Source organism: Nonomuraea sp. B12E4, from assembly GCF_039871825.1.
In the GTDB taxonomy this organism is placed as follows: Bacteria; Actinomycetota; Actinomycetes; order Streptosporangiales; family Streptosporangiaceae; genus Nonomuraea.
The window spans coordinates 1-20,702 of sequence record NZ_JBDPME010000022.1 but is presented as its reverse complement, the minus strand read 5'-3'; the positions used below and the strand labels follow the sequence as shown (position 1 = coordinate 20,702).

18 protein-coding genes and 1 tRNA gene are annotated in these 20,702 nt (G+C 68.3%); 13 read left to right on the top strand and 6 right to left on the bottom strand.

Annotated features, from left to right (window positions below):
- Positions 1-155 precede the first annotated feature (155 nt).
- Positions 156-791: a hypothetical protein gene (locus ABGB18_RS35775; protein ID WP_347700092.1), complete on the bottom strand. Its 636-nt coding sequence runs from the start codon at positions 789-791 to the stop codon at positions 156-158.
- Between the two features lie 303 nt (positions 792-1,094).
- Between ABGB18_RS35775 and ABGB18_RS35770 the strand changes: the two genes are divergently transcribed.
- Together ABGB18_RS35770 and ABGB18_RS35765 are read left to right on the top strand one after the other, a co-directional pair.
- A tRNA-Leu gene (locus ABGB18_RS35770) sits at positions 1,095-1,180 on the top strand.
- A 264-nt stretch (positions 1,181-1,444) separates the two neighbouring features.
- Positions 1,445-2,665, top strand: coding sequence for a hypothetical protein (locus tag ABGB18_RS35765; RefSeq protein ID WP_347700091.1), 1,221 nt, complete (start codon positions 1,445-1,447; stop codon positions 2,663-2,665).
- 378 nt (positions 2,666-3,043) lie between these two features.
- Here the strand turns inward: ABGB18_RS35765 and ABGB18_RS35760 are convergent, their stop codons facing one another.
- Both ABGB18_RS35760 and ABGB18_RS35755 read right to left on the bottom strand, forming a co-directional pair.
- Positions 3,044-4,054, bottom strand: coding sequence for a site-specific DNA-methyltransferase (locus tag ABGB18_RS35760; protein WP_347700090.1), 1,011 nt, complete (start codon positions 4,052-4,054; stop codon positions 3,044-3,046).
- Positions 4,051-4,536, bottom strand: a complete 486-nt coding sequence (locus tag ABGB18_RS35755; RefSeq protein ID WP_347700089.1) for an XF1762 family protein — start codon at positions 4,534-4,536, stop codon at positions 4,051-4,053. The genes ABGB18_RS35760 and ABGB18_RS35755 overlap by 4 nt, the downstream gene beginning before the upstream one ends.
- 276 nt (positions 4,537-4,812) lie before the next feature.
- On the opposite strand from ABGB18_RS35755, the gene ABGB18_RS35750 reads away from it, so the two are divergent.
- From ABGB18_RS35750 to ABGB18_RS35720, 7 genes are all read left to right on the top strand, one after another.
- Positions 4,813-6,042, top strand: a complete 1,230-nt coding sequence (locus tag ABGB18_RS35750; RefSeq protein ID WP_347700088.1) for a pilin — start codon at positions 4,813-4,815, stop codon at positions 6,040-6,042.
- 203 nt (positions 6,043-6,245) lie between these two features.
- Entirely contained in the window at positions 6,246-7,754 is a 1,509-nt protein-coding gene (locus ABGB18_RS35745; RefSeq protein WP_347700087.1) for a conjugal transfer protein TrbL family protein, read from the top strand.
- The gene (locus tag ABGB18_RS35740) at positions 7,751-8,677 is read left to right on the top strand and encodes a PrgI family protein (protein WP_347700086.1); all 927 of its coding nucleotides are present in this window, start codon (positions 7,751-7,753) and stop codon (positions 8,675-8,677) included. Before ABGB18_RS35745 ends, ABGB18_RS35740 begins: the two co-directional genes overlap by 4 nt.
- Positions 8,674-10,410 carry an ATP-binding protein gene (locus tag ABGB18_RS35735; protein ID WP_347700085.1) on the top strand — a complete coding sequence of 579 codons (1,737 nt, stop codon included), beginning with the start codon at positions 8,674-8,676 and terminating at the stop codon, positions 10,408-10,410. The genes ABGB18_RS35740 and ABGB18_RS35735 overlap by 4 nt, the downstream gene beginning before the upstream one ends.
- Positions 10,407-12,761, top strand: coding sequence for a TraM recognition domain-containing protein (locus tag ABGB18_RS35730; protein WP_347700084.1), 2,355 nt, complete (start codon positions 10,407-10,409; stop codon positions 12,759-12,761). Before ABGB18_RS35735 ends, ABGB18_RS35730 begins: the two co-directional genes overlap by 4 nt.
- Positions 12,758-13,591: a replication-relaxation family protein gene (locus tag ABGB18_RS35725; RefSeq protein ID WP_347700083.1), complete on the top strand. Its 834-nt coding sequence runs from the start codon at positions 12,758-12,760 to the stop codon at positions 13,589-13,591. The genes ABGB18_RS35730 and ABGB18_RS35725 overlap by 4 nt, the downstream gene beginning before the upstream one ends.
- A gap of 47 nt (positions 13,592-13,638) precedes the next feature.
- Positions 13,639-14,247 carry an NlpC/P60 family protein gene (locus tag ABGB18_RS35720; RefSeq protein ID WP_347700082.1) on the top strand — a complete coding sequence of 203 codons (609 nt, stop codon included), beginning with the start codon at positions 13,639-13,641 and terminating at the stop codon, positions 14,245-14,247.
- Between the two features lie 263 nt (positions 14,248-14,510).
- Here the strand turns inward: ABGB18_RS35720 and ABGB18_RS35715 are convergent, their stop codons facing one another.
- Positions 14,511-14,996 carry a hypothetical protein gene (locus tag ABGB18_RS35715; protein WP_347700081.1) on the bottom strand — a complete coding sequence of 162 codons (486 nt, stop codon included), beginning with the start codon at positions 14,994-14,996 and terminating at the stop codon, positions 14,511-14,513.
- A 304-nt stretch (positions 14,997-15,300) separates the two neighbouring features.
- Between ABGB18_RS35715 and ABGB18_RS35710 the strand changes: the two genes are divergently transcribed.
- The 4 genes from ABGB18_RS35710 (at position 15,301) to ABGB18_RS35695 (ending at position 18,339) form a co-directional block, all read left to right on the top strand.
- Positions 15,301-15,723, top strand: coding sequence for a hypothetical protein (locus tag ABGB18_RS35710; RefSeq protein ID WP_347700080.1), 423 nt, complete (start codon positions 15,301-15,303; stop codon positions 15,721-15,723).
- 114 nt (positions 15,724-15,837) lie between these two features.
- Positions 15,838-16,362 carry a PadR family transcriptional regulator gene (locus ABGB18_RS35705; RefSeq protein WP_347700079.1) on the top strand — a complete coding sequence of 175 codons (525 nt, stop codon included), beginning with the start codon at positions 15,838-15,840 and terminating at the stop codon, positions 16,360-16,362.
- Positions 16,355-17,020 carry an ABC transporter ATP-binding protein gene (locus ABGB18_RS35700; protein ID WP_347700078.1) on the top strand — a complete coding sequence of 222 codons (666 nt, stop codon included), beginning with the start codon at positions 16,355-16,357 and terminating at the stop codon, positions 17,018-17,020. The genes ABGB18_RS35705 and ABGB18_RS35700 overlap by 8 nt, the downstream gene beginning before the upstream one ends.
- Positions 17,017-18,339, top strand: coding sequence for a hypothetical protein (locus tag ABGB18_RS35695; protein WP_347700077.1), 1,323 nt, complete (start codon positions 17,017-17,019; stop codon positions 18,337-18,339). The genes ABGB18_RS35700 and ABGB18_RS35695 overlap by 4 nt, the downstream gene beginning before the upstream one ends.
- A 374-nt stretch (positions 18,340-18,713) precedes the next feature.
- Here ABGB18_RS35695 and ABGB18_RS35690 read toward each other — a convergent pair whose 3' ends face one another.
- Both ABGB18_RS35690 and ABGB18_RS35685 read right to left on the bottom strand, forming a co-directional pair.
- Positions 18,714-19,055: a hypothetical protein gene (locus ABGB18_RS35690; protein WP_347700076.1), complete on the bottom strand. Its 342-nt coding sequence runs from the start codon at positions 19,053-19,055 to the stop codon at positions 18,714-18,716.
- Positions 19,056-19,362: 307 nt separating this feature from the next.
- Positions 19,363-20,385, bottom strand: coding sequence for a DUF932 domain-containing protein (locus tag ABGB18_RS35685; RefSeq protein ID WP_347700075.1), 1,023 nt, complete (start codon positions 20,383-20,385; stop codon positions 19,363-19,365).
- Positions 20,386-20,702 lie beyond the last annotated feature (317 nt).

The following is a 20,702-nucleotide window of genomic DNA, read 5'->3' as shown; positions in this document are numbered from 1 at the left end:
TCTCACGCACAGCGGAGACCCCGAACTCAGATCACGAACCGGTGTACTGACGTGTGAACCCGCCGGCGGAGGGGATGCTCGCCACGCTCCGCCACGTTTCTTCGAGCAGGGGCCGGTGGCCGATGAGTGCCTTGGCCGGCGCCTGGGGGCGGGGATCAGTCAGGTGAGAAGGATGGATCGTCCGCCGCTGTGCGGACGACGGGGGACGGCACGGACGCCAGGATGGCGTGCCGGACCTCCAGTCGCGGGTCGAACAGGGACCTCGCGACATCCCCCGCAGCAGCCCCGAACGGGCCGCTGCCGTTGGGCACCAGTCCATCGGTGCCCAGGATCTTTCCGGCGGTGGACGGTGCCGGCAGGCCAGGATCCGACTGGCTGTTGAGCCCATCGACCGTGCGTCCGGCCATCGCCTCGGCGTTGTCCGACGCCGAGGCGTGTCGTTGACCGGCGAAGCCGTGGGTCTGAGGTGCGCCGACGCCTGTCGCCGCAGTCGTGGCCGTCGTGGCGGTCACCATGGTGCCGTCCGCGGCCGCCGGAGCGGCGGTGAGCATGCCGAACACAACGGCAAGCAACCATCCGGCGGCAACCAGGGCGCCCATGGCGAACGCCCGCACGACAAGCCGACGGGCACCGGCCGCGAACCGCGCCATCCGGTCGACCCGATCGGTGGCCGCGTCGTGCGCCGGGACGGTCGTGGGCAGGCAGTGCGCAGCGAGGGCGATCGCCCTCCGCCACTCCACCGCCGCGCGTGCCACGTGACCCCCCAGCTCCAGAACCAACCTCACAGTCATGAGGCCGGTCCGTGGACTCACCCCTCAACGGTCCGTAACCGTAGCAGTACCCAAGGTAGCCGCAAGCGCTTTTCACCAGAGCCCCAGAAAATCACCAAGCGCCCCGCCCCCAACCCGGCACCAACCCCCCGAACCCGCCCACCACCCGCCACGAAACCCCCATCAGGAGCCCCCACCCACCCCATCCTCCGACCCACCGCCACCTTCGACAGCGAGCCGCGGATTCTTGGTATGACGCACCCCGCAGAGTTTGCTAACCTTACTGAGCCGACGCGGGATGACGGTCCCGCGTGCAGGCACCAAGTCCGGGTGGCGGAATAGGCAGACGCGCTAGCTTGAGGTGCTAGTGCCCAGTGATGGGCATGGGGGTTCAAGTCCCCCCTCGGACACGCACTCTGGTACACGTTGGGCCTCGCTTCGACTGTGACAACCCTCTGCGAGGGGTCATAGACGAGGTGGAGGCCCATCTGCTTGTAGAGGTCACTTCTATCGGCTGGCTCGGCCCTCTTTAGGACCTTGGGGAACTCGGCCATCGCCGGGATCATCTGTTTGATCTCCTTCTCTGTGATCTCACGTTTCCTGTTGATCGCCCGCAGGCGCCCTTCTGCCTGCATACGCTCGGCTCGGGTTTCGGCCATCCACTTGCCCACCTCTTGCGGATCGCCGCCCGCGTCCAAGGTCGCCCTGTAACGGGCCATCCGCTGATCGCAGTCGTCGATCGTCTTGCGGGCGGCCTCGACGGCGACGAGGTCGAGCTCGTTGTTCTGGGCGGCCAAGAGAGCCTGGACGGTCTGTTCGAGGGCGGCCGGGTCGAAGATCTGGCCGAGCCAGGGATCCAGCTCGGCGAGGATGTGGTCCTCGCGGACGTAGACGGTGCGAGGGTGCTCGATCTTGTTGGCCAAGGCGTACTCGACGGGGAACTTGCACCGGTAGTGGGCGCGGCCGTTGTTCCACGTTCCTTCCATTCGCCGCTGGCACACACCGCAGTGCAGCAGGTGCCGGAGAACGTACGGACGCGGGGTGCTGCGCGGCTTACGACGCGTTGCCGGGCGACCGTTGGCCGACAGCAGCGCCTGCGCCTTTTCGAACGTCTCGGTGTCGATGAGCGGCTCGTGAACGACCACCTCCGACCAGACCCACTGCTCCTCGGAATTCCACTTGAGCTTGGTCACATGCCCCTGGGTGACGTCGTTGACGTCGAGCAGTTCCTCTTGCTTGTGCTGTTTGTTCCAGACCTGGCGGCCCGTGTAGCGCGGGTTGAGGAGGATCGCCCGAACGGCCGACTTGGACCACGCGATCCCCGAGCGGTGCCGATTGCGAGCCCTGTCATAGGCGGACGGGCACGGAACGTCCTCCTTGGTCAGCCCCTCGGCGATCAGATAAAGACCCTGCCCCTGAACGAAATCCCCGAAGATCCGCGTCACATGGGGAGCCGTCAGCGGGTCGGGCTCCAGACGGTGAAGCCGCTTGCCGTCTGCCGCCTTGCTCGGGTTGGGGTGAGGTCCCGCATCCGCGAGCCGGTAACCATACGGCGGGCGCCCGCCCAGGAAGCGGCCTTCGATCTTCGCCTGAGCTTCCATGGTGGTGCGGACGCGCATCTTGATGCGGTTGCGCTCGCCCTTACTGATCCCGCCGAACATCAGCATGATCAGCTCGTGGGCCTCGTTGGTGGGGTCAATCGCTCCGCCGACCTCGGGCACCCACAGGGGCACCCCGTAGTGATTGAAGAGCTCGAAGGTATTGCCGAACTGGTTGCCGTAGAAGGCCCGCTGTGGCTCGCCCACTACGACGGCGTCGAATCCCCGGTTGGGGTTGCGCAGCTCGCCGAGCAGGGCAGCGGCCTGCGGTCTCCGTTGCGGCGGGATAGATCGTGACTTGTCGATGTCGAAGAACTCGGCGACGATCACGCCGCCACGAGGCTCGATCAGGGCTCGTGACCGTGACAGTTGCCAGTTCCTGGATGAGGTGGGGTCCTGATTGTCCTCGGTGGACACTCTTCCCCAGAAGGCGAACGGGATCATTCAGCCGTCCTCTCTTTCTGCTGACGTTCTGTCAGCGTTTCGTTACCTGTCAGGAGAATTCGCAAGAGCGCTCGAGCTGCTCCGGTGGTCAGTGATGGGCTCGTCTCAGGAACCTCCACTCGTACTGCACGGCGGTGCCCTTCTGATGGGTGGAATCCAGATCGTGCGGGCCCTGCAGGGTACGCCTCTGAATCCTTTGCCGGATCCCCTGAGCAGGCCCTTTGTAGCTGGTCAGACACCCTGGCCCCCAGCGTCGGTGAGGCGGGCGCGGGCCAGGTCGCAGTAGGAGGCGTTCAACTCGATGCCGGCGAAGGTGCAGCCGAGTTGCCGGGCGGCGATGCCGGTCGTGCCGCTGCCCATGAACGGGTCCAGGACCTTGCCGCCGGGGCGGCAGCCAGCGGCAATGGCCTTGAGCGGGATGTCGATCGGGAAGGCCGCGAAGTGTGCCGCCCGGAGCGGACGGGTGGAGATCGACCAGACATCCCCCGGGTTCCTGCCGTTCGGGTGGGCGGCGGCATGCCGTCTGCCGGTAGGGCACATGGCCGCGCCGTGGCGGGGGCCTGCCGCCTCCTTGCCGGTCATGCCGTACTTGCCGGGTGGCGGCCAGGCGGTGGTGATGCTGTTCGGCTTGTTGCCGCCTGAGCGGGCCCTTCTGGAGATCGGGCGGTCTCCGGTGTACGGCTCGCGGATCGGGTCCAGGTCGAACCGGTAGTGCCGCTGTTTGACCAGTAGGAAGATCAGCTCGTAGCGGTTGGAGAGTCGGTCTCGGATGGACTGCGGCATCGCGTTCGGTTTGTGCCAGACGATGGCGTTGCGCAGGATCCAGCCGTCGGCTTGGAGGGCGAAGGCGACCCGCCAGGGCATGCCGAGCAGGTTCTTCGGCGGTGCCGACCGGCGGGCCTTGGGCCGTACGAGGGGCTGGCGTGGGTTGAAGGCGGCTCCGCGGGCGCAACCGTCGGAGTTGGCGGTGTAGACGTCACCGAGGTTGAGCCAGCAGGTGCCCTCGTCTGCCAGGACCCTGCGGGCCTCGGCGAAGGTGGAGCGCAGGGTCTCCACGTACGCCTCGATCGTGGGCTCTTGGCCGTACTGGCCGTCGCAGTGGTGCCGCAGTCCCCAGTAGGGCGGGCTGGTGACGATGCAGTCCACCGAGCCCGTGGGCATCTCGACCAGCACCTGGCGGGCGTCACCGTGGTAGATGGCCGCCTGCCCGTCGCTCCAGTACGGCTCGCGCAGGGCGGTCATCGGCCGCTCCCCGCCGTGCCGGCCTCCCACACCCTGTGGACAGCGCTCCGCGAGCCGTGGGGCTGGCCGACGGGGCGGAAGCCGGCAGCACGCAGGCTGGCGGTCCGCTCGTCGGGGCGAGTGCGGGCGATCAGCCGCCGGTAGCCCGCTGCCCGTGCTGCCCGCCGGGCGGCGCCCAGCAGGGCTGAGCAGGCGTTGGGCGTGCCGTCGGTGGACAGGCAGACGATCTCGGCCGTGCCCTCGTCGTCGGAGTTCCAGCCGCTGACGAACACGACGCCCACCAGGGTCCCGTTGCCGGTATGAACGCCGAGGACGATCTCGGCTTCCGCCGGCGGGGTGAGGTGGCGGTGTGTCCAGGCGGTGAATGCCCGCGCCGTTTGGATGGTGACTGGAGAAGTCGTCAGGTGCTGGTTCCGCCGCCAGGCCGGAATGGTCAGGCTGTCGTTTTGCGCGTGAGCGCGAATCTCATCGCAGTTCTCCATTGTTGTTGTCGGGACACGTTTTCCGGATGCGTGCCACCCGTGTCCACAGGACGGGCCCGAGTGGCTGGTGACCAGGCAAGCAGCACGCTCAGAGTCCGCTCAGAAGCCAGGTTGAGGGCCCCAGAAGGCCGCCCGGCCGGAGTCAGAACTCGCTCAGGGGTGTGAGGTTCTGGCGAATTTCTGAGCGGATTCCTAACTCGTTTCTCAGTCGCTTCTGAGCAGGTGCGTACACCGGTTTCGAGACCACAGAGATTCACGCTCGACCGGGAGTACGACATGAGCGCTCATCGCCTTGATGAATCGCCCTTGGACACCGCAGAGACCTCGTTCCGGCTGCTGACCACCGGCCCGGGGAGCCTGTCCCTGGACTGCACCGCGCTCGCGCCCGGCCTGCCCCGAGGGCCAATCGTGTTGCTGCAGCTACGCGAACTGCTCACCAGCCATGGGGTTACTGATGACGCGCGGGATGCCGTCTGGCGAGAGCTCGTCGTACGGGCTCGCCGATCCGGACCGTCCTGGACGGTCGCGGCCGTCGGGATGGCGATGCCCGCACTTCGCCGGGTCGCGCTCTCACTGACCCGGGACCTGCCCTGCGGGGACCCGGTCGATATCGACATCGCAGTCCTGGCGGGCTTCCTGCGCGGGCTGCATCGCGTGGACACGCAACTGGCGGATATCCGTCCCCGCCTGTGTGAAGCAGCCCGCTGGTCTGGCGAGAGCACCCGCCGCTACATCATCGGCAGGGCTCCGGCGGGTGAGCCGCCGCCTGCCGCCCCACGCCCCTGGCATCACCCCGAGCTGGTGCTGATCGACGCGATCGCCGACGGCGTGCTCAGCGAGCACGAGGCCGAGCTGATCAGCCTGACCCAGCTGGAGCGCACACCCCTGCGCCCAACCCACAAGCCGTCCACGGACCAGGTCCTGCCGCGGTGGCGACAGGCCGGTGCGACTTCCCTTCATCCCCCGACCGCTTCCTCTGATCTGGAGGAAGCGCCCACGGATCCCGCGCGGAGTCAGGCAACTCCGGATGCAGACACAGCAACCGACAGCAAAGGAGGCGGGGACACCATCCCTGGCTCCGCGCGAATCTCCCCCAATCATCCATCCGTTGTCGGCCGGGCCAGGCGGCGGCATGCCGCGCGGCAGCGCCGGGTCAGGAAGCGCTACGTGCGTGCCCTTGCCGCGTCGCTGGTTGCCGCTGCGGCAATCGCCGTCCTGCTGGTTGCCGTGGTGGCAACCAAGGCGCTGGCCGCTTACCCGGTGGCAGCCGCTCCCGCGGACCTGAACACGGTGTTCAACAACCTGCGGAACTGGCTGATCGGCATGCTGGCCACGCTGGCAACACTCATGCTCACCATCGGCGGGCTCCGCTACCTGATCGCGGGCGGCGACCCCGGCGAGGTTCAGAAGGCCAAAGGAGCGCTGAAGGCGGCGGCGTTCGGCTACGCCCTGGCCGTGCTGGCACCGCTCTTCCTGAGCGTGCTCAAGCGAATCGTGGGCGGTTGATCCCGATGCCACACCCTGCCCGCACCCCGCCTGCTCCACCGCGCTTGCCGCTTCCGGTTGCCACCGCTTCCGGACGGCCGAGTGAGTCGTCATCGATCGGCAGCGTTTCCGCTCAGGGGGACGCGCCGCTCTCGGTCAGCGTCGCCATGGACCGACCTCGCCTGCCGCGCCCAAGGACTGGCGTTTCCGTTCAGTGGCGCGTGGTGCGGCTGGCTGTTGCCGCTGCCGTCATTGCCGGTGGCGTTGCCACGATGACTGCCGCTGCTGCCGCCGCCACACCGTCTCCTTCCCCAGTGCCGTCGCCATCGCCGGGGGATGTCTCCATCGAGACTCCTGGATTCGGGTTCGGCATCAGTGACTGGATCGGGGGCTTCGTCAACTCGTGGTTCGCCAACCTGGTGACGCTGGCCATCGAACCCATACTCAAGGTCCTCGCGGTCACGCTGCTCTCCACCCCGGACGTGTCCGGCAACGCCCGCGTGTTCGACCTGTGGCAGGCAAGCGCTGTGATCGCCAACAGCGGGTTCGTCCTGCTGGCCACCGTTGGCGCGATCGCGGCGATGGGGCATGAGACGGTCCAGACCCGGTACGCGGTCAAAGAGGTGCTGCCCCGCCTGCTGGTCGCCGTCCTGGCCACCAACATCAGCTTCACCATCTGCGGCAAGATCATCGAGCTGGCCAACGCGCTGTCACAGGCTCTGCTCGGGCAGGACTTCGATGGTCGGCGCGCGTTCACGACGCTGCAAACCAACATCTTGCCTGCGACGCAGGGCGAGAGCTTCTACATCCTGCTCGCGCTGGTCGCGGTCATCCTGATGATCCTGCTGCTGATCGCCTTCGTGATGCGGGCCGCGCTGGTGCTCCTGCTGGTGGTGGCCGCGCCTCTGGCACTGGCCTGCCTGGCACTCCCCTACACCGACGGAATAGCCCGGTTCTGGTGGCGCGCCTTCACCGGCCTGCTGATCGCTCAGGTCGCTCAGTCACTGACGCTGGTGACGGCAGTACGGATCTTCTTCAACCAGGACGGGGGCCTACTCCACGGGCTCGCACCATCCGGCCAGCTCATCAACCTGATCCTGGCCCTCTGCCTGTTGATCATCCTGGTGCGTATTCCGCGCTGGATCTCGCGCCGGATCTTCGCTCAGACGGCGGGGGGCGGCTCGACGATCACACGAATCTTCAAGTACGCCCTGGCCTACAAGCTCACCTCGCCTGTACTCAACGCTTTGCACTTGGGCCGAGGCGCTCGCGGCCGTGTCCCGAAGGGTTCTCGGGCGGCGCAGGGGATCCAGGGCAGAGTACTGCCCCCACGCCGTCCGCCCGGCCCTTCCAGCTCGGGTCCTGCCGGTGCGGGCGGCCCTCGTCAGCCCACCGGACCGGGCCCGCGCAGCGGACCGCGTCAAGCCAGACACCCTCAGGCCGGTAATCGGCATCCGGGCCAACCGCGGAACCCGACGTTGATCACACACTCATCGCCCACACCGCCGATTCACATCACGAACAGGGGGGCTGGCCTCCAATCAAGGTGGCAACAGCCTCGTCCCGTGAACGGCCCTACTGGCTCGGGTCAGGGGTCTCGCAATGCCCAGCATCCATCCCCGCTTGGCCGCCCTCCGGTTCCGCCTGCCGTGTTCCTGCCGCCTGTCTATCCGAGCAGCACCACGAGCCCCAGGCGGCCTACTCCGCCTGCTGCGGGAGGTGAACGCAAGTGAGTTGGCCGGTACGGATCCCCGCTGACGTCGAGCAGGACGATCGGATCGTCGGAGGCTGCACCGCGCGTCAGGTGGCAATCCTCGGTGGCACGGGGGCGTTGCTGTACGTCGCCTACCTGACCGCCGGTCAGCACATCGACTTGCTGGTGTTCGCTGCCGGAGCTCTACCGGTCGCGGTGGTGGGACTGCTGTTGGCGATCGGGCGGCGCGATGGCGTCCCGCTGGACCGGTACCTGCTGGCCGCGCTGCGCCACCTGGTCTCGCCCAAGGCCCTGGCGTCTTCACCCGAGCAGACTCCTGCCGCTCCGGCGTGGGTGGCCTCTCGCTCCACTGCCCGACCTGCGCCGCTGCGGCTACCTGCTCGCGGCATCGTCGGTGACGGACTGATCGATCTCGGCCCGGACGGCGTCGCCGCGGTGGCGGAAGTGTCCACGGTCAGCTTCGCGCTGCGCACACCGGAGGAGCAGGACGCGCTCGTGGCGACGTTCGGACGCTGGCTCAGCTCGCTGTCCGGGCCGGCGCAGATCCTGCTGCGCGCCCAGCGGGTGGACCTCGCACCGACCATCAACCAGCTGGTGGAGGGCGCCGAAGCTCTCGCCCATCCAGCGTTGACGGCAGCCGCGCATGAGCATGCCGCGTTCCTGGCCGAGCTGTCCGCCCAGCATGACCTGCTGCGCCGCCAGGTCCTGTTGATCGTCCGCGAACCATCCAACGGCGGGCAGGACGCGGCAGCGGCGCGAACGCTGCGACGGGTGGAGGAGGCCACGCGGCTGCTGTCGGCGTGCGGGGTCACGGTCCGGCTCCTCAACGCCGAGGCCACCAACGCCCTGCTGGCGTCCTGCTTCGACCCGGCCGCGCCACCCCCGCCCGCCGCTCAGCTCGCCAAATCTGACGAGGTCATCACAAAGGGAGAACAACAGTGAAGCTTCGACGTACGAGACCAGTCCGCGGCAGGCTTGGACCGGACGCGGTCCTGGTCAGCCCGTCTCACCTGCGAGTCAGCGGCGGGCTGTGCGCCACACTGACAATCAGCGGATATCCGCGGGAGGTCGCTTCCGGGTGGCTGGAGCCACTGCTGACCTATCCCGGGCGTCTGGACGTGTCGCTCCACGTGGATCCGGTGCCATCCCTGGTGGCCGCCGATCGGCTGCGCCGGCAACTGGCCCGGTTGGAGTCCGGGCTACGCAGCGACCAGCAGCACGGGCGTCTCCTCGATCCGAGCGCCGAGGTGGCCGCCGAGGACGCCCAGGAACTCGCGTCCCGGATCGCGCGGGGGCAGGCCCGCTTGTTCCGCGTCTCGATCTATCTGACCGTTCACGCGGCCACTCAGAACGAGCTGGACGAGGGCTGCGCCCAGGTTCGCGCCCTGGCGGCTTCCCTGCTCCTGGACGCTCGCCAGGTCGCCTTCCGCCAACTCCAGGGGTGGGTGTCCTCGCTACCGGTGGCCTTCGACAACCTCAACGTCAGCCGGACATTCGATACCCCTGCCCTGGCCGCCGCGTTCCCCTTCACCAGCCCGGACCTGACCACCACAATGGGGCCGACCGCCGTCCTGTACGGGGCGAACGCAGCCAGCGCCTCCCTGGTGACCTGGGACCGGTTCGCCCAGCCCAACCACAACTCCGCGATCATCGCCAGCAGCGGGGCCGGCAAGTCGTACCTGGCCAAGCTCGAGGGACTGCGCTCGCTCTACACCGGAGTCGAGGTCGCGGTCATCGACCCCGAGGACGAGTACGCCCGGCTGTGCGAAGCCGTGGGCGGCGCCTATCTCCACCTTGGCGCGCCCGACGTCCAGCTCAACCCCTTCGACCTACCCACCGACGGACGGGACTCGCTGACCCGCAGGGTGCTGTTCCTGCACACGCTGGTCGCTGTCATGCTCGGCGAACCCTTGGACAAGGCGGGCAAAGCAGCACTGGATCGGGCCATCCTCGCCGCGTACAAACAGGCTGGGATCACCTTCGACCCGGCCACCTGGGATCGGCCCCCGCCCTTGATGCGCGATCTGGTAGCTGCGCTTGCCCAAGACGAGGACCCCAGGGCTTCCGAGGTGTCCGCCGGGCTCGCCCCATACGTGGCAGGTAGCCATCGCCGACTCTTCGACGGGCCGACCACCACTCAGGCCGACTCCCACCTGATCGTGTTCTCGCTGCGGGATCTGCCCGAAGAGTTGAAGGCCGTCGGCACCCTGCTCACCCTGGATGCCGTCTGGCGGCGGGTGTCGAACCCGGACATGCGGCGTCCGCGGCTGGTCGTGGTCGACGAGGCGTGGCTGCTCATGAAAGATCCGGAGGGGGCGAAGTTCCTGCTCCGGATGGCCAAGGCGGCCCGGAAGCACTGGGCCGGGCTGTCGGTGGTCACCCAGGACGCCGCCGACCTGCTCGGCTCCCCAGTTGGCCAGGCGATCATCGCCAACTCGGCCACGCAAATCCTGCTGCGACAGGCGCCCCAAGCCATCGACGCGGTCACTGCCGCCTTCAACCTGTCAGAAGGCGAACGTCATCTCCTGCTGTCCGCCGAACGCGGCACCGGTCTGCTGGCTGCGGACTCCGGCGCTTCCCGGGTCGCGTTCCACGTCCTGGCCAGCGCCAGCGAGCACCGCCTCGTGACCTCCTCCCCACAAGAACTCGCCCAGTACGAAGAGGAGGACCTGTGACGCTCCACGATCTTCTTAATAACCCGGACGTCCTGCTGAACTTCGTACTGGAGTGGTTCGGCAGGCATAGCTGGCAGGTGGCGGTCCTTGCTCTGTCCAGCGTGCTGGTGTCGAGCCTGGGCCGGTTCCTGCTCCTACGGCTGCGCCACCACGCCGAGGCTCAAGGGGCACGCTGTCTGGAGATTTCGGCGCCGCCGGTAGCGGACCTGCAAGGTGCCGAGGCGTTGTGGGGCAACCTGCTCGGGCTGCTGCGACCAGCGTGGAAGCGGATCCTGTTCGGCCAGCCGCACCTGACCTTCGAGTACCACTTCGGTGCCGGTGGGGTCCGGATCCTCATGTGGGTCCCCGGCACCGTACCCCAGCACCTGGTGGATCACGCGGTCGAGGCCGCCTGGCCCTCCGCACGTACGACCGTGGTGGACGCGGCGCCGCCAGTGCCGCTGAGCGGACCTGCCACCGGCAGCCAGTTCGTGATCGCCCGCGAGGAGCGGCTGCCGATCCGGCACGATCACGACCACGATCCCCTCAGAGCCCTTCTCGGCGCCGGAGTGGGCATGCCCACCTGGCAACACGCCGGAGTGCAGATCCTGGCCCGCCCCGTCACCGGCCGCCGCCTCTCCCGCCCGGGGCCCCCTGTCGCACTGCTGCGTACCGCCCTCGATCTCGTCCTCCCCAACCATTCCCGTCCGCACCGGGAACTGGATCACGCTCAACGGCTGGAGCAGTATGCCGAAGCTCGTGCCATCCGGGACAAAGCCCTCAAACCCCGCTATGAAGTGGTCATCCGCTACGCCGTCCAAGCAGACGACGGCGGTATGGCTAGGCTCCGCCGCCAGACCATCCGCGGACGGGCGCACGCGATCGCCGCCGCGTTCGCCCTGTACTCCGGGCACAACCGACTGGAACGACGCCGCTTGCTCCGACCGGCGCAACGACTCGCGTCCCGCCGTCTTGGACACGGCTTCCTGCTGTCGATTCCCGAGCTCGCCGCGCTCGCTCACGTACCGACCGATCCCGCAGTCCCAGGCCTGCAACGAGCCGGAGCAAACACCGTCGCCCCCACGCCACAGATCGCCCAGCAGGGCAAGGTGCTCGGTACAGCGGACGCCGGCCACCAACGGCCGGTCGCGCTCCGCGTACCCGATTCCTGCCATCACGTGCACATCCTCGGCCCGAACGGCACCGGCAAGAGCACCCTGCTCGCCCAGATGATCCGCTCCGACATCCAGGCCGGACGCGGCGTCGCCGTCATCGACGCCAAAGGCGACCTGGTCGCCGACCTGCTCGGCCTCCTCCCCGAAACCACCGGAAAGCGCCTCGCACTCATCGACCCCGACGACCCGCACTCACGGCCCGCACTCAACGTACTGAACGGTCCGAACCAGGACACCCTGGTGGACAACCTGGTCGGCATCTTCCACAAGATCTACGCCGACTCGTGGGGACCACGCAGCGACGACATCCTCCGGGGCTGCGCCCTCACCCTGTCCCACACCGGCGGGACTCTCGCCGACATCCCCTCTCTACTCACCGATGTCGCCTACCGCCATCAGCTCACCGGGAACCTGAACGACCCGTTCCTGGCAGGGTTCTGGACCTGGTACGAACGCCTGTCAGAGCAGGCCCAATCCCACGTCACCGCGCCCATCATGAACAAACTCCGGGCGTTCCTGCTCCGCCCGTTCGTCCGCGACATCCTCGGCTCCGCCCAATCCACCCTCAACATCGGCGACGTCCTCGACGGCAAGATCCTGTTGGCCCGCCTGCCCAAAGGCGTACTCGGCGACGACACCGTCCGCCTGCTCGGCTCACTGCTGCTCGCTCAGGTCTGGCAGGCCGCCTCCCACCGCGCCCGCCTCGGCCGCAGCCGCGCCCCCTCGGCCCTGTACGTGGACGAAACCCAGAACTTCCTCAACCTACCCCGCGCACTGTCCGAAATGCTCGCCGAAGCCCGCGCCTACGGCCTCTCAATCGTGCTCGCCCACCAGCACCTGGCCCAACTCCCCCGCGACCTCACCCAAGCCATCAGCTCAGACGCCCGCAACAAGATCTACTTCTCCCTCTCCCCCGAAGACGCCCGCGACACCGAACACCACTTCGGCCCATACCTCACCCGCCACGACCTGGCCAACCTCGGCGCCTACCAAGCCGCCGCCCGCCTCATCGTCCGCTCCGCCGAAACCCCGCCCTTCACCCTGCGCACCAGTCCCCTCCCCACCCCAGACCCCGAGCTCGCCCAACGCATCCGGGCCGCCGCCGCCCAAGCCCACGGCCGTGCCCCCGCCCGCCCTGTACCCCTGCCGCAGAACGACCCGCGCCAGCAATCCAACACGAGAGAGGAAGGTCAATGAACCAGCACTACACTTCCGGCGTCCTTGCGTCACTCGCGAGCCAGCTCACCAGCCGCGACCGGCACCTGATCCGGCTGGTCTGGACCCATAAAGTCCTGACCAGCCACCAGATCACCCGCATCGCCTTCAATGATCCGACGACCGCACGCCACCGCTTGGTCAAGCTGCATCACATCAGCGTCCTGGATCGCTTCCGCCCTCAACCACCGACCGGTTCGGCACCCTGGCACTATGTGCTCGGCCAGTCCGGTGCCGCCGTCCTGGCAACCGAAGACGGTACCGATCTGGCCGAGTTCGGCTACCGCCCTGACCGCGTCCTGTCCGTCTCTCACAGCCAGCGTCTGGCTCACACCGTCGGCACCAACGATGTCTTCGCCCATCTCTACGGCACAGCTCGCCACACCAGCGGATGCCACCTGCATACCTGGTGGCCGGAGAGGCTCTGCGCCATCCAGTGGGGGACGCACGTCCGCCCCGACGCCTACGGTCGCTGGACTGAGAACGGCCAAACGGTGGACTTCTTCCTCGAATACGACACCGGCACGGAAACCATCGGCCGCGTTGTGGCCAAACTGGACGGCTACGCCGCCCTCACCACGGCCACCGAGATCACCACACCTGTCCTGTTCCTCACCTCCTCCCCGCGCCGGGAGAGCAACCTGCAAGAGCGCCTCCAACTCCGTGCCAGCCAGACCTCCGTGCCGTGCGCCACAGCTGTCACCAGCCCCTGCCCTCATGAGGCGATCTGGCTCCCGCACGATCGCCGAGGCACACGGCTGCGCCTAGCCGAACTCGCCGACCACTGGCATCTACCGGGGGCACGCAGTTGATCGCGGAAACCGGGCTGGCGCCGATCATTGGCGCAGCCGCCGCTCTGATGGGTGGCGTCGTCCTCCTCGCCGGACTAGCGGCAGGCACTCACGTCACCGTCACCACCGCCGACGCGATGTGTGACGACGCCAGCCCATCACTACCTCAGGCCGGGCGACCCGAACCCGTCTCGGCGGGGCTGTGCGAGCACTTCCCCGACATGGCGGTGCCACCTGACATGCTGGCCGGAGCGGAACGCGGGCTGATCGCTATACAGGCCGCACTGCGCATGCGCGGTACCCCATACTCCTGGGGCGGCGGCAACGCCAGCGGGCCCACATTCGGCATCGAACACGGCGTCCACATCCACGGGTTCGACTGCTCCGGCCTGGCCGAATACGCCTGGGCCAATGCCGGAGCCCGAATCGGCGGGCACACCTCCACACAGTGGAACGCAGGAACTCGCATCCCGCGAGACCAGATCCGCCCCGGGGATCTGATCTTTTTCGCCCGCGACCCGGCCAACCCGGCAACGATCCACCACGTCGGCATCGCCATCGACACCAAACGCATGGTGCACGCCCCTTCCACCGGCAGCACCGTACGCATCGACACCTGGGCAGGCGACCCCTACCGCGAACGAGAGTTCATCGGCGCCGTACGGCCCACCGGATGAACAGTGACAACCAGCACGACATCCGTGATGGCGTGGCATTGGCTCGGCACCCGCCGTACTGTCCTTGGGTGCCCCAGACGTGGACACCCAAGGGCGCACCGCGTGGCTGATGTGCTCAACTAGGCCACAACGACCTACGCGCCTGGGTGCTGTGTAAATGGGGCGGCGCCCAGTAGCAGGCGATAGGCTCACAGCGACCGTTTCAGTCTGCCTTCGAACAACAGATTCGAGCCGGTCGAGGGCCGGTTCCTTGGAGCCGGCCCTCACTCTTCGGCCAGGCCTCGCTGCAGCAGAACGAAGCCCGGCATGGTCTCCTCCGGCCGGACACCAACTTCGAAGATCTCCGGGTCTTCGAAGACGGGCTCCCCGCTCGGGCGGCGTACGTACACCACTCGCCCGTAGTCCACGCCGTCCTCTTGGTCGAAGCTCATCCAGGTGATGGCCTCCTGCTCCCCCTCACGGAGCGGATGGTTGGAGACGGCCCGAACGGCGATCGTGCTCGGCGGCTTGAACAACCACACCTGCGGAACGGCCAGTACCCACCGACTTGCGTCGATCTCCAGGGCCTTCTCTGCCGCCCTGACCTCGAACGCCTCCGCCGTTCCGATGTCACGCAGGTAGTCGTAATCACTCAGAACAAGCTTGGTCGCGCCCTGCATAGCGACGATCGCCGGGCACTCCCGCGCGATGATGTTCTTCTCCATGCGCTCCACTACGTCGAACAGCAGATGCGCAGTCGCCTCGTTCATGTCGCCTCCGACCTTGCTCGCTCATGGCATCCTCATCCTCCACTGCACCAGCGTTCAGAAGGGCCGAGGCCCACTAAGAGCTGCTCTGCCGCCTGGCCAGGCGGGCCGGGTTCGTCCTGCGCGGTCGCCTCACCCGTTCGCTCCTTCTCGCGGCCTCGCCTTCGCCCACGACCTGGCCGCACCCTTCTGAGGGTCATCCCGGTGCCCATTGCTCAAGCGCCGTCGAGCTCTTCTATTCATTCGATGTATAGATTCAATGTATAGTCACAGCCACGTCAACAGACCCGTCTCCCAGGAGAAGATCTTGAACAAGAGAATGACGGCCGCGATCATCGGAACGAGCCTGGCAGCCGGCCTGCTGTGCCTGAACACCAGCAGTGCCCAGGCCGGCACGAGCACCATGACCGGCACGGCCGCCGCGGAGAAGGCGGCGCCCCGGCCCCCGAAGGGCGCGCGGGCGGTCGTACGGGTCAGCCCCAACCCCACCACGAGGCGCGGGCAAAAGGTGACGATCACCGGCGACTGCGGCGGAGGCGAGAAGCTCAAGACCGTGATGGCGGGGGTCAACGGCAACACGGTCCTGGAGAACATCCGCATCCTCAGCAGCGACCCGAAGGGGTTCAAGGCCACGGCCACCCTCTCCTCCAAGATCGGCAACGGCGTCGGCCCCGTCTTCGTCGACTGCGGCGACGAGGCGGGCGTGACCCTCCTGGTCACCCACGTCTGACCCGAAACCACACGGCCGCGCCCCATCGGCCGGGCCAGGCCCGGACGGTCTCTCCGCGACTTCGTCCGGGCTACTATACATTCAATGTATAATTCGACTGTATAGTTGGAGCCCATGTCGACTGGACATGTGATGCTTGGGCTGCTCGTCGAGCGGCCCAAGCACGGATACGAGCTCAAGCGCGAGCACGATCACCGGCTTCCCGGTGCCCGGCCGCTCGCCTACGGCCAGGTGTACGCGACGTTGCAGCGCCTGCAGCGAGACGGGTTCGCCGAGGTCGCAGAGACCGTGCAGGAGGGCGGGCCGGAACGCACGGTCTACGCCATCACCGACGAGGGACGTACCGAGCTCACCCGCTGGCTGGACAGCGTGGAACCACCCGCTCCGCACGTGGCGAGCGAGCTCGTGTCCCGCGTGGTGGTGGCGTCCGCGATCGGCGACGCCGCCGACGGTTACCTCCTCCGGCAACGGGCCGCGCACCTGGCGCGGATGCGGGAGCTGACCGCCGAGCGGGCGGGCGGATCCCCCGCCGAAGCGCTGGCCGCCGACTACGCGATCCAGCATCTCGACGCCGATCTGCGCTGGATAGAGACCGCCCTGCGACGGCTGGCCGACCTGAAGGAGAGCACCCATGCTTGAGGCGCGCGCGCTGCGCAAGACGTTCGCCCGCACCGTCGCCCTGGACGGCGTGTCCCTGCGGATCGACGCCGGCGAGATCGTCGCGATCACCGGACCGAGCGGCTCGGGAAAGTCCACCCTGCTGCACTGCCTGGCCGGCATCATCCGTCCCGAGGCGGGCGAGGTCCGCCTCGACGGCGACCGGATCGACACGCTCGGCGAGACCGAGCGCACCGACCTGCGCAGGCGCAGCTTCGGCGTCGTCTTCCAATTCGGGCAGCTCGTCCCTGAGCTGACAGCGGCCGAGAACGTGGCGCTGCCGCTGCTGTTCGACCGGCACGGCCGCCAGGAGTCGCTGCGATCGGCCCGCTCCCTGCTCGACCGGCTGGGCGTCGCCGACTGCGCGGACCAGCGCCCGGCCGAGCTCTCCGGCGGCCAGACGCAGCGGATCGCCGTCGCCCGCGCGCTGGTCACCGGCCCGCGGGTGCTCTTTGCCGACGAGCCGACCGGCGCGCTCGACTCGCTGGCGGGCGAGCGGGTGATGGACGCGCTCGTACGCGCCGCCCGCGCCGACGGCACCACCGTGATGATCGTCACCCACGACAACCGGGTGGCCGCGTTCGCCGACCGCGAGATCGCACTGCGCGACGGCACGGTCACGGCGGGGGTGACCGCGTGATCACCGTGATGCGCATGCTCGTAAGGGGCGGGTCGCGGCGCGAACGGGTACGGGGGCGCCTCATGATCTCGGGGGCGGCGCTCGCGACCTTCCTGCTCTGCGCGGCGGTGACCGTGCTCCAGGTGGACGACCGCGTCCTCGGTGACTTCTTCACCGGTGACGCCCAGGCGGTGACCGCCCTGGGCATGGCGATCCTGGTCGTCCCGGTGATGGCCTTCGTCCACCAGGTGAGCCGGCTGGCGAGCGCCACCAGGGAGCGGCGACTGGCGGCCCTGCGGCTGGCCGGGGCCACACCGCGGCACGTGCGGCGGCTCGGCGCGTACGAGGGTGGCTGGCGGGCGCTGCTGGGCGGGCTGAGCGGCATCGCCGGCTACCTGGTGGTCGCCCTGGTGCTGTCATGGTCGCTGGGTGGGGGGCTGCCGCTGATCTCGTACGTGCAGGGTGTGACGGTCCTCATCGCGGTGACGCTCGCCGGCGCGCTCTCCGGGACGAAAGCGGGAGGCCACGTGGTCTCCTCGCCGCTGGGCGTCGTCCGGCGGGCCGAGCCGGCCGGGCCAAGGGCGCGCGACCTGGTGCTGGTCGTCGTGGGGATCGGCGCGTACGCCCTCGGCATCGCCGACAAGGGGCGGTTCATGATCGGCGGCGTGTACGGCGTGGCGCTGCTCGTCGTCGCGGGCGCGGTGCTCCTGCTGTTCGGCCTGGTGCTCGCCACCGCCTGGCTGGTCAGGGCGGCGGCGCGGCAGGCCGGGCGGCGCGCGGCGACGGCGGAGTCCCTGCTCGCGGCGCGGCTGATGGAGGCCGACCCGCGCGGCTGGGCCCGCGCGCTGTCGGTGGTGGGACTGACCGTGTTCTTCAGCTCCGCCGTGGGCGCCCAGCAGGCTCCCATCATCCTGGAACACGGCTACGACACCGATCACATGACGGCTTACCTGCTCATAGACCTCGCGCTGCTGGTCGCGCTGGCCACCTCGGCCGCCGCCCTCATCGTCCACCAGGCGGAGGAACTGCTGGACCACCGGCAGTCGTTCGCGGTCCTGGCCGCCTCGGGCGCGCCCGTGGCGGCACTGGGCCGGGTCCTCGTCCGCCAGGCGGTCACCGCGGCGGTGCCGGTGTGCCTGGTCACCGCCCTCGCCGGCCCGGCCGTGGTGATACTCAGCGTCCCGGACATCTACCGCGACCACCTCGACGCGCTCGGCTGGGTGGCGGCCCGGGCGGTCGCCACGGCGGCGATCGGCGTGCTGACGGCAGTCCTCGTGGCCAGGGCCGCCCGTCCACTCCTGCGCCGCGCGCTCGATCCTGACGAGTTGCGTACCGAATGACCGGCCGGTCACGCGGCCCTCACGGGCCGCGTGATCAGGACGGCGATCCGCTTCGTCCGGCGGGCTCCCGGCCACCTCGGGCAACTCACCCAGCCGATCCCGTGCTGACACGGCTGTTCGACCTGCTGCGCGGGCCCGGCTGCGGGAGGCGGGTGCCCGGGATGCACTCAGAACTCTCAGAAGCTTCCCGGTATGGCGTCTATCAGACAGGCGGTTGGCATGCCGAGCGAGGCCGTCGGCAAACGTCCCCATCCCAAGTCGGAACCACGCTCAACCCCTACCCAGCGGACGGCACTTCTGGGCGGTCGCCCTCTCCAGTGAAGACTCCCAGCAGGGGACCTATCCCCTTTCCGATCCACAGCGAGCAAGGCTCTTCACCGCTGCAGGTGGTGAGGGCGGATGGTGGCGCTGGTGGCGTGCAGTTCTATGTCACGGACGTGAAGAAGATCCACATAGCACCGGGCGCAGCGGATCAGTCGCACCCTATGCCCGGAGGAGCGGTTGCTGTGGGTGGCATCCGTCCACAGATGGGTGTTCCACAGACAACCCATGCACGTGATCACGTCAGCCCCGGTCGGCATCGGATCCAGCGCGCGCGTCACTCCGTACTCGCGTTCCCCATCCGGGTCGGCCGCCGAGACCAGGGTCGCCGTGTCGTCCCGGACTTCTCCGATCGCCACGATCCGCATCACCCGCCCGCCACCGACAACGGTCAACTCTCCAACCATCATGCTCGTCTTCCTCCTTGCCGATCCGGGTTGGGGAGGGCTTGTCCCGAGGCATGGTGACGCTGGTCACCAGCCTGGATCCTGCCACCGCACCGGAAGCTGGTCCGCCGGGTGCGAAGCGCGCGTTGTTCTGTGCTTCTGAGTCGTTTCTCACGGGAGCCCCGCCGGGACCGCCGCGCAGGACGTCCAACGGGCGTCCAGGAGCGCCCCTCGCGGGGGCAGGTCCACCGCACGGTCTCTCCTTCCGGTCGGCTCCCGGCACGGGCAGGGAGCCGAACCACGACATTGATGGGATTCAGACCGCGATGGCGAGCGAGCGGTCCAGCACCGTGGACAGGGTGCGCAGGGTGTCGCGGTCGAGGTCGTCGACCCCGCCGGTCACCGCGCGCAGCATGTTGCGCTCGGCCCGGTCGGCACCACGTACGTGCTGCTCGTGGTGGGTGTAGGTGTTGATTGCCTGGACCACTCCCCAGGCCGTCCCCTGCCAGGGCGACACCCGCAGGTCATGGTTCCAGAGCCTGGCCAGGGCGTCGCGCTTGTTCTCAGCCATGGTCCGGCTGCGGCCCCGCTGGCCGGGCATCGGGACGTGGGCGTCCAGGAAGGCGTTCCACTGCCAGCGACTGACCGGGATCTGGCACAGGTCCCCGACGGCCTTCGAGAATTCGTCGGCCAGGGTGTAGACGATGCTGAGCGCCTCGCGGGCCTCGGTGAGCCGGAACTTCGAGTGCCGCGAGTGCTTGATCTTGACCTGCTGGCCGCGTTCGGCGAGCCCGGCGGCCATCGTGTTGTCACACACGATATTCGTGATCGCTCGCTTGAAGGTGGTGGCCAGAGAGCCATCGAAGGAGGTCGCCCCGAACAGGTGCGGGCGGAACTCCACCCCCTCGGGGGTGTGGATGTTGTCGGGAACCTCGACGGACACCCAGGCGACCGCGCCGCCCTTCAGCAGTCCGGCCGATCCGATCGACAGGTCGGCGTCCAGCAGGCGGGAGATGTTGCCGACCAGCCATTCCACGTACGGGTGTGGTTCGTAGCCATCAGAGAAGAGGCCCATGACGTGGCCGTTGTCGCTGCGCAGGATCGCCTGTCGCCCGGGGACCTGGGCGAGCCCTCCGCGCGGATCCTCCACGTACACCGGGCTCAGTAGCGCCTGCCAACCGAACAAGCGTCGTTTGACGTCATCGACCGGGATCGGACCCGGGTAGTGGTTGGGTTCCTCCCCCTGCAGGCTTGCCCGGTGGTGCCAGGCGGTGCCGCGCTTGTCGGTGTGGCCGATCAGCGTGTTCGTGTTCAGCCACTCCAGGGACTCACGGGACATGATGCTCTTCCTCTCTGACCGGTAGAAATGAAAAGGCACCGGCCGGAACCAGTGCCCTCGATACCTCTGGTGTCCTGGGCGCTCAGGTGGAGCGCTGGTTGATCGCGTACGCGACTCGTTCGGCGAGTTCGCGGTCCGCGTTGCGGATCTCGATGTTGGTGGCGTGGTCACGGACCTCGAAAACCCCGAACCTTCCGCGTCAGAGTCAATGAACCAGTCCCGGTCCGAAACACCCATCAACCGCGGGTAGTTTGATCACTCCGTGGAAGAGGTTGGAGCAGGTGGCAGGACCACAGCAGGACCCCAAGCAGTCCCCG